Source organism: Rhizobium sp. SVR5-9E, from assembly GCF_056755095.1.
The window spans coordinates 19,790-27,654 of sequence record NZ_JBNDHS010000082.1 but is presented as its reverse complement, the minus strand read 5'-3'; the positions used below and the strand labels follow the sequence as shown (position 1 = coordinate 27,654).

The window sequence follows — 7,865 nt, the reverse complement described above, 5'->3', positions numbered from 1 at the left end:
AGATATTCTCCCGCGACGCGATGAAGCCGGCGCTGCACCGCCTCGGCCAGAAGGACGTCGAAGATGCGATCGCGGCTGTCGGCCGGGGCGAGATGTCGTCGCTGGATGTCCTGCGCGCCGTTTATCCCGATCATCAGGACGAGCGCATTACCGTCAAGCCGGTTGGCGACGAGGGCTGGTTCAATGTCCGCAGCGCTTCGGGCATGATCTTCAAGGTACCCGACAAGAAGGGGGAGGCCCAGGGTGGGCAAGGGACCACGATCGATATGGGCCCGATCCGTGGCATATCCAGCAATATCGCCGTGCAGTTCGCGCCAGCGGGCGCCGTGCCTGGCGATCGTATCGTCGGCATCATGGAGAAGGAGAAGGGTATTACCATTTACCCGATCCAGTCGTCCGCACTGCAGCGTTTCGACGATCAGCCCGATCGCTGGATCGATGTGCGGTGGGATCTGGACGAGGCCAACAAGTCTCGCTTCATGGCACGTGTGCTGGTCAATGCGCTGAACGAGCCGGGCACGCTGGCCAAGGTCGCGCAGACCGTTGCCGGTCTCGATGTGAACATCCGATCGCTGAACACGGTGCGGGTTGCCGCAGATTTCACTGAAATGGCTGTCGATGTCGAAGTATGGGATCTCCGCCAGCTCAATCAGCTGCTTGCGCAACTGAAGGATCTGGACTGCATTGCGACAGTTCGCCGCCTCTACGACTAAGTGTTTGCCCATTTTGTGATCATATCGCGACCGCATCTGCACGACGGAAAGGCGATGTATGCGCTGAATGCATGGCTGTACGTATTTTAGCGCGTTGGTAATTGTGCGCTGCAACACTTATCTTCTGGTCATCAGAGAATGAACGAAGAAAGACCAAAGCAAATGTTTGCTCCTATCAAGAAAATCGCCCGCGCTCTCCGCGTCCCGAGCGTACACGAACGTGAAATCGCATACCTCAACGCCTCGCATGACCGGATCGATCTCGAATACCGTCAGCGCCAGGTTGACCGGGGTCTGTTCCGTAGCCGCTAATCGCGGGCTTACGCTTCCAAAACTGCGGGAGGGCGCCATGCATGACATGCGCCCATTCGTGAAGAGCTTTGACGGCTGAGCGGCGCCTGTCAATTCGTCGCTCTTGTCATGACGGCATGTGCTGCACTAAATAACCGCCATGCTGTTTCGCCGAAGAAAACCAGCCGGATTTCGTGAAAAGATGCGGGAGCTGCTATGGCCCCGCAAGGGGTTCTTGCGCCCGGCTCGCTATCTGGCGATGCGTGTTTTGCGCTTGACGGCGTCGCCGCACGGCGTTGCCATGGGTGTTGCCGCGGGGATTTTCGTGTCCTGGACCCCGTTTATCGGCGTCCATTTCGTCATGGCATTCGTGCTCAGCTATTTCTTTTCCGGGAACATGGTTGCCGCCGCGCTTGGTTGCGCAGCCTTCGGCAATCCGCTGACCTATCCGTTCATCTGGGGCGCGACGTGGGAGATCGGTCACTTGCTGCTCGCGCGGCGGGATACAATGCATGGCCAGTCGATCGACCTCGGCGCCCTGTTCCATCAATTGCACTTCACCGAACTCTGGCGTCCGGTTCTCGAGCCGATGCTTGTCGGGTCCCTTCCGCCTGCGTTGCTGACGTCCGTCATTGTGTATTTCGGAACCTTCTACGCGGTCAAAGGCTTTCAGTCGCGCCGCCGAGAACGCTTGATGGAGCGTGCCCGAGTACGGCTGTCACACCCGGCGCAGGAAAGCGTATGATCATCGGTATCGGCAGCGATCTCATCGACATCCGGCGCGTCGAGAAATCGCTCGAACGCTTCGGCGAGCGCTTTACCAATCGCTGCTTCACCGACATTGAACGCGCGAAGTCTGACCGGCGTGTCAATCGGGCTGCCTCCTACGCCAAGCGCTTTGCCGCCAAGGAAGCCTGTTCGAAAGCGCTAGGCACCGGCATGGCGCAAGGCGTGTTCTGGAGGGATCTTGGCGTCGTTAATCTGCCGAGCGGCAAGCCGACCATGCAACTGACCGGGGGTGCCGCCGTCGTGCTTCAATCCATGCTGCCTGCCGGGCACAAGGCGGTGGTCCACTTGACGATAACGGATGACTATCCGCTCGCTCAGGCATTTGTGATCATAGAAGCCCTGCCAGAAGGCGCGTAAGGGGCGGCGTCTCGTCGCTTTTAATGTTCGTGCCATTGCCGCCACCGGCCGAAGCCGCTAGAGAGAAGCAACAGGAAATGCGCCCGCGGGGGCAGTGAAGGAACAAGTCTGCGTGTCCGAAAAAGCCGATACCAAGCCGAACGCCCTTTGGGAAAATATTAAAGTCATTATTCAGGCACTGTTGCTGGCAATGGTGATCCGGACGGTCTTTTTCCAGCCGTTCACTATTCCCTCCGGCTCGATGATGCCGACCCTGCTTGTCGGCGACTATATCTTCGTCAACAAGTTCGCTTACGGGTATTCCAAATACTCGCTGCCTTTCTCGCCGAACCTTTTCAGCGGCCGCATCTTCGGCAGCGAGCCTGCGCGCGGCGATATCGTTGTCTTCCGCTTCCCGCCGAACCCGGACATCGATTACATCAAGCGCCTCGTTGGCCTGCCAGGGGACCATATTCAGGTGAAGGAAGGCGTGCTCTACGTCAACGGCAAGCCTGTTCCGAAGGTGCCGGATGGCGCCTTCACTTCCGATTACAAGCTCGATCCGGGTGAGGACGTACCGGTATTCCGCGAAACGATGGACGACGGTAAGACCTATGACACGCTGGACCAGTCGCCGGTTTCCCGCGGTGACAACACCCAGGAATTCGTCGTGCCGGAAGGCCATTATTTCATGATGGGCGACAACCGTGACAACTCGCTCGACAGCCGTTTTGATGTCGGCTTCGTCCCGGCGGAAAACCTCGTCGGCCGCGCCAGCATCATCTTCTTCTCCCTCGGAAACGACACCTCCTTCCGCGAAATCTGGAAATGGCCGGCCAACATGCGGTGGGATCGTCTCTTCAAGGTTGTTGAATGAGTAAAGCGCAGACGCTCTCGGCGGCGGACCGGATAAAGCTTGAAGCTTTGATCGGCCATCAGTTCGCCGAAAAGGAGCGCCTGGATCGCGCGTTGACGCATGCCAGCGCCCGCTCGCAGAAGGCCGGTAATTACGAACGTCTGGAATTCCTCGGTGACAGGGTGCTTGGCCTTTGTGTCGCCGAGCTGCTTTTCCGGACGTTCAAGACGGCCGCGGAGGGTGAGTTGTCGGTGCGCCTCAACCAGCTGGTCAGCGCCGAGACCTGCGCGGTCGTGGCGGACGAACTGGGCCTGCACCTCTTCATCCGAACAGGCGCGGACGTAAAGAAGCTCACCGGCAAGCGCATGCTGAACGTGCGCGCCGATGTTGTCGAAAGCCTGATTGCAGCGCTCTATCTGGACGGCGGCCTGGAAGTCGCTCGCGGCTTCATCCTTAAATACTGGGAGAAGCGGGCAGTACGCGCCGACGGTGCAAAACGGGACGCCAAGACCGAGCTGCAGGAATGGTCACACGCGAAATTCGGCGTTACGCCGCAATATCGGGTTGAAGAACGCACCGGGCCGGATCATGATCCGCGCTTCACGGTGACGGTGGAAGTCGCCGGCGTTCAGCCGGAAACGGGCGTCGAGCGCTCGAAGCGTGCGGCCGAGCAGGTCGCCGCGACGAAGATGCTGGAACGCGAAGGCATTTGGCAGAAATCCTCTGCCGGAAATTGACGGGACAATGACCGAAGAAAACGATATGGCGCATGATGTCGCCGCTGAACCCAATGGCGAAACGCATTCAGGCTTCGTGGCCCTGATCGGCCCGACCAATGCCGGCAAATCGACGCTGGTGAACCGCTTCGTCGGCGCCAAGGTATCGATCGTCAGCCATAAGGTGCAGACGACACGCGCCATCGTGCGCGGCATCGCGATCCACAACAATGCGCAGATCGTTTTCATGGATACGCCCGGCATCTTCAAGCCGCGCCGCAGGCTTGACCGCGCCATGGTCACCTCGGCCTGGGGCGGCGCCAAGGATGCCGATCTCATCATGCTGCTGATCGACAGCGAGCGTGGCCTGCGTGGCGATGCGGAGGCGATCCTGGAAGGTCTCAAGGATGTGCCGCAGGCGAAAATTCTCGTGCTCAACAAGATCGACCGCGTGAAGCGCGAAGACCTTTTGGCGCTCGCCAGCGCCGCGAACGAGAAGATCGCCTTCGACAGGACCTTCATGATCTCGGCGGAGAACGGCTCCGGCTGCGACGATGTCATGGACTATCTGTCGGAGACCTTGCCGGCAGGTCCGTGGTACTATCCGGAAGATCAGATTTCCGATCTGCCGATGCGCCAGCTCGCCGCCGAAATCACGCGCGAGAAGCTTTTCCTGCGCCTGCATCAGGAGCTTCCCTATTCCTCCCACGTCGAAACGGAAAAATGGGAGGAGCGGAAGGACGGCTCGGTTCGTATCGAGCAGGTGATCTATGTCGAGCGCGACAGCCAGAAGAAGATCACGCTTGGCAAGGGCGGCGAAACGATCAAGGCGATCTCCTCGGCGTCCCGCAAGGAGCTCTCCGAAATCCTCGAGCAGCCCGTGCATCTCTTCCTCTTCGTCAAGGTTCGCGAAAACTGGGGCGATGATCCCGAGCGCTTCCGCGAGATGGGGCTCGACTTTCCGCACTGACTGACGGCAACATATTTGCTGGTTGGAAGCCAGCGCTTTGTTTCCAAACCAAAAAATTCCGCCGTTGACGGAACAAAACCGCACCATTTGCATTAGCATGCCAACCGGCGCTACCTTCAGGGAGCGCCGATTTTTGCGAGAGCAAGGGCGGGAATGGCGACGGCAAGAGCAACTCACGCATACAAGACTCCGTGCGAGCTGTGTCCCTTGCGGCCGCTGCCGCATTTCAGGGACTTTACCCACGAGGAGCTGGAGTTCGTTTCGTGGTTCAAGAAGGGTGAGCTCGCTGTGGATGCTGGGGCAACGGTCCTGGTCGAAGGCGCTCACAGCGCACATCTTTACACAGTCCTTGCCGGCTGGGGATTTCGCTACAAGTCACTCGAAGACGGCCGCCGCCAGATCCTGAACTATGTCATGCCTGGCGATCTGATCGGCCTGCAGGGCACGATTGTCGGTGAAATGCAACATACCGTCGAGACGCTCTCTCCGGTCGTGCTCTGCGTTTTCGAGCGCGACGAGCTGATGACGCTTTATAACAAGCACCCCTCGCTGGCTTTGGATATCACCTGGATCGCGGCACAGGAGGAGCGGATGCTGGACGAGCACCTTTTGAGTATTGGCCGGCGCAATGCGTTGGAGCGGGCGGCGTATCTGATCGCCTTCCTTTTCGAGCGCGGCAAACGACTTGATCTTTTCAGTGATCGAAAGGCCATTCCGATTACCCAGCAGCATATCGCAGATACGCTTGGGCTTTCGATCGTCCACACAAACAAAACATTGAAGAAACTGGCGGAACGAAAGCTGATCCGTTGGCAGGAGCGTGGCTGCGAAGTGCTGGACGGGAAGGGATTGAAAGAAGTTGCCGGCTGGGAGGGGCTTGGCGAAACCAAGCGGCCTCTCATATAATATGGCGGAGCCATGTCTTTTTTAAATGCAAACCGTTTGGACAGACAATAAGGTCGCTGATGTCACTTTTATCCCGTTTGCTTGCTGTCAACCAAATCGGACGAGCGGCTATTCTGTCCCGGAGGCGGAGCTATGGCCGGGCAACTCAGTTACATGGGCACCAGAGGTAAAGATGCGGGTTAGACAGGGGGCGTGCGCCATGGATGGCGTTCGGCTAGGGGCGTGGAGATCATGAGCGCAAGCCGTGTTCTGGTCCTTGAAGACAATCTCATCATTGCGATGGAAGTCGAAGACATGCTTCGCGTCGTTGGCGTGGAGACGGTCGACATTGCCAACAGTCTCGATCAGGCAATGGATGCAGTCAAAGTGGAGCGCTATGATTTCGCGCTGCTCGACGTCAATCTCGGTGAGGCGATGAGCTTCGGCTTCGCGCGCTATTTGAAAGAAGCCGGCATTCCCTTCGGCTTCGTCAGCGGTTATTCCGACACGCAGGATTTCCCGCCGGATCTTCAGCATGTCCCGCTTCTCGTAAAGCCGTTCGATGAAGGCGCGATGCGGGAATTCCTGAAGAAGCTGCTTCCGACAGCCGAACTCGACCCAGCGTCATGACATAAGAGTTGCCTTGCTTTAGGATCGATTCCTGAGGCTCAAGGTACGTTCGACGATGCAGTGGCAGGATCATGCAATCATTATTGGCGTCAAGCGCCACGGCGAGACTAGCGTCATCGCCGAGGTGATGACGCGTGACCGCGGGCGTCATCTCGGCCTCGTCCGCTCCGGCCGCTCGCGCGCGATGCAACCGGTGCTTCAGCCCGGCAACGAGGTGGATGTGATCTGGCGCGCGCGCCTCCACGAGCATCTCGGCGAATTCCGCATCGAGCCGCTGCAACTGCGCGCCGCCCGGTTGATGGAGACGGCCACCGCCGTCTATGGCGTGCAGGCGATGGGTGCGCTTTTGCGGCTTCTGCCGGAGCGCGACCCGCATCCGCACCTTTACGATGCTCTTGAAGTCATCCTCGATAATCTCCACAATCCCGCCGACGCCGGCGAGCTCTTCGTCCGCTTCGAGCTTTCCGTCCTGAACGATCTCGGCTTTGGTCTTGACCTTGCCGAATGCGCCGCAACCGGTGCGAGGACCGATCTTGCCTATGTCTCGCCGAAATCCGGCCGCGCCGTCAGCCGTGCTGCCGGCGCCCCTTGGGCGGACAAGATGTTCGTGCTTCCCGAATTTCTCCTGCCCGAGGGTAACCATGCCGCAGATTTCGATAGTCTGAGCGCGGCCTTTCGCCTGACCGGCTTCTTCCTGCATCGTCACGTCTACGAACCACGCGGCATCGACGCCGCCGCGGCCCGCGACGGATTCATTCAGGCCGCTCTGAAGGCGCTCGATTCGTCTATCAAGGTCATTCCCGCAGCGCCCCTCGCAGGTTAGCCCGCGGCGCGCACCTTGAAGGCCCAGCCCTCCGGCCGCTCCTTGAGGACGGTGACAGCGTCGCCGATCGCGATCCGGCCGGTGCTGCGCGGTACGGCGTTCCAGCCGAAAATCGGCCCGGGCACGCGGCGGTCCGCCGACATGCGGATGCGGCCCATGGCCGGCATCGGGTTGGGAACGTCGCGCGATCCGGTCATCTGATCCTGTGTGGTCATGATGCAGCGGGCACAGGGCTTTACGAGATCGAAGCGGATGCCGCCGATTTCGATTGCCGCCCAGCGGTCCTCCGGCCAGGCTTCATCCGTATCGATGACGATGTTCGGACGGAAGCGCTCCATGCCGACGCTGCCTTCGCCATTCGCGGCCAGGTTAGCATTGAGCGCCTTCAGCGAGCCGGTCGTGGTCACGAGGATCTGATAGCCATCGGCGAAGGTCACAGGCGTCTCTCCGCCCGCCCATTCGGCGTTCGCGATGCGTTGCGCCTGATCGTCGAAGAAGACCAGCTTTACCTCGCGCCCGAGCCACTCGGAAAACCGCGCATTGCTTTCGTTGTCGGCAACCGCGGCATTTACCAGGGACTTCCAGACGACCACATCCATCCGGCGGTCCGGCTGCGGCAAGCGTACCGCGATATCCGGCTTTCCGGCCATCATCAGCCGGAAAGCGCCGGGCTCCGGCCGGACTTCGATCCGGACTAGCGCCGGCATTTCGCGCTGCGTGATGAACTGACCGTCAGGATCCGTCACCATCGCCCGCCGGTCGCCCGGAAGACCGGAGGCGTCGACCGAAGAGAAAGGAAGCGCGATGCCGCGGGCGCTCTTGAGCGGATAGATAAAAAGATCGCTGACCCGCATTC

General features: G+C 59.8%; 10 protein-coding genes and 1 pseudogene. 10 read left to right on the top strand and 1 reads right to left on the bottom strand.

The annotated features are described in order from the left end of the window. The 10 genes and pseudogenes from ACPYOJ_RS26960 to recO form a co-directional block, all read left to right on the top strand. Positions 1 to 713, top strand: a 713-nt coding sequence (locus ACPYOJ_RS26960) for a RelA/SpoT AH/RIS domain-containing protein (RefSeq protein WP_481418976.1), incomplete at its 5' end; no start/stop codon positions are given. 162 nt (positions 714 to 875) lie between these two features. Beyond that, positions 876 to 1,025, top strand: a complete 150-nt coding sequence (locus ACPYOJ_RS26955) for a DUF3563 family protein (RefSeq protein WP_168829015.1) — start codon at positions 876 to 878, stop codon at positions 1,023 to 1,025. A 139-nt stretch (positions 1,026 to 1,164) separates the two neighbouring features. After that, positions 1,165 to 1,749 carry a DUF2062 domain-containing protein gene (locus ACPYOJ_RS26950; RefSeq protein WP_481418975.1) on the top strand — a complete coding sequence of 195 codons (585 nt, stop codon included), beginning with the start codon at positions 1,165 to 1,167 and terminating at the stop codon, positions 1,747 to 1,749. Continuing rightward, positions 1,746 to 2,150, top strand: coding sequence for a holo-ACP synthase (acpS, locus tag ACPYOJ_RS26945; protein ID WP_481418974.1), 405 nt, complete (start codon positions 1,746 to 1,748; stop codon positions 2,148 to 2,150). Before ACPYOJ_RS26950 ends, acpS begins: the two co-directional genes overlap by 4 nt. A gap of 112 nt (positions 2,151 to 2,262) precedes the next feature. After that, a complete protein-coding gene (gene lepB, locus ACPYOJ_RS26940) occupies positions 2,263 to 3,006 on the top strand; it encodes a signal peptidase I (protein WP_168829018.1) in 744 nt (247 codons plus the stop codon). Next, the gene (gene rnc, locus ACPYOJ_RS26935; protein ID WP_168829019.1) at positions 3,003 to 3,722 is read left to right on the top strand and encodes a ribonuclease III; all 720 of its coding nucleotides are present in this window, start codon (positions 3,003 to 3,005) and stop codon (positions 3,720 to 3,722) included. Before lepB ends, rnc begins: the two co-directional genes overlap by 4 nt. Before the next feature lie 7 nt (positions 3,723 to 3,729). After that, a complete protein-coding gene (era, locus tag ACPYOJ_RS26930) occupies positions 3,730 to 4,671 on the top strand; it encodes a GTPase Era (RefSeq protein WP_481418973.1) in 942 nt (313 codons plus the stop codon). A 153-nt stretch (positions 4,672 to 4,824) separates the two neighbouring features. Further along, positions 4,825 to 5,577: a Crp/Fnr family transcriptional regulator gene (locus tag ACPYOJ_RS26925; protein ID WP_481418972.1), complete on the top strand. Its 753-nt coding sequence runs from the start codon at positions 4,825 to 4,827 to the stop codon at positions 5,575 to 5,577. 219 nt (positions 5,578 to 5,796) lie between these two features. Next, positions 5,797 to 6,186 (top strand): annotated as a pseudogene (locus ACPYOJ_RS26920) (response regulator); the annotation flags it as partial. Between the two features lie 55 nt (positions 6,187 to 6,241). Next, the gene (gene recO, locus ACPYOJ_RS26915) at positions 6,242 to 7,009 is read left to right on the top strand and encodes a DNA repair protein RecO (protein ID WP_481418971.1); all 768 of its coding nucleotides are present in this window, start codon (positions 6,242 to 6,244) and stop codon (positions 7,007 to 7,009) included. Here recO and ACPYOJ_RS26910 read toward each other — a convergent pair. Next, the gene (locus tag ACPYOJ_RS26910) at positions 7,006 to 7,863 is read right to left on the bottom strand and encodes an MOSC domain-containing protein (protein ID WP_481418970.1); all 858 of its coding nucleotides are present in this window, start codon (positions 7,861 to 7,863) and stop codon (positions 7,006 to 7,008) included. The two genes, recO and ACPYOJ_RS26910, sit on opposite strands and share 4 nt — an antisense overlap. Positions 7,864 to 7,865: the final 2 nt, after the last annotated feature.

Excerpts from the sequence above, each read along its gene's own strand:
- recO (WP_481418971.1), top strand. The coding sequence starts at position 6,242 with ATGCAGTGGCAGGATCATGCAATCATTATTGGCGTCAAGCGCCACGGC.
- ACPYOJ_RS26910 (WP_481418970.1), bottom strand. The coding sequence starts at position 7,863 with ATGCGGGTCAGCGATCTTTTTATCTATCCGCTCAAGAGCGCCCGCGGC.
- acpS (WP_481418974.1), top strand. The coding sequence starts at position 1,746 with ATGATCATCGGTATCGGCAGCGATCTCATCGACATCCGGCGCGTCGAG.
- ACPYOJ_RS26955 (WP_168829015.1), top strand. The coding sequence starts at position 876 with ATGTTTGCTCCTATCAAGAAAATCGCCCGCGCTCTCCGCGTCCCGAGC.
- rnc (WP_168829019.1), top strand. The coding sequence starts at position 3,003 with ATGAGTAAAGCGCAGACGCTCTCGGCGGCGGACCGGATAAAGCTTGAA.
- ACPYOJ_RS26950 (WP_481418975.1), top strand. The coding sequence starts at position 1,165 with ATGCTGTTTCGCCGAAGAAAACCAGCCGGATTTCGTGAAAAGATGCGG.
- ACPYOJ_RS26925 (WP_481418972.1), top strand. The coding sequence starts at position 4,825 with ATGGCGACGGCAAGAGCAACTCACGCATACAAGACTCCGTGCGAGCTG.
- era (WP_481418973.1), top strand. The coding sequence starts at position 3,730 with ATGACCGAAGAAAACGATATGGCGCATGATGTCGCCGCTGAACCCAAT.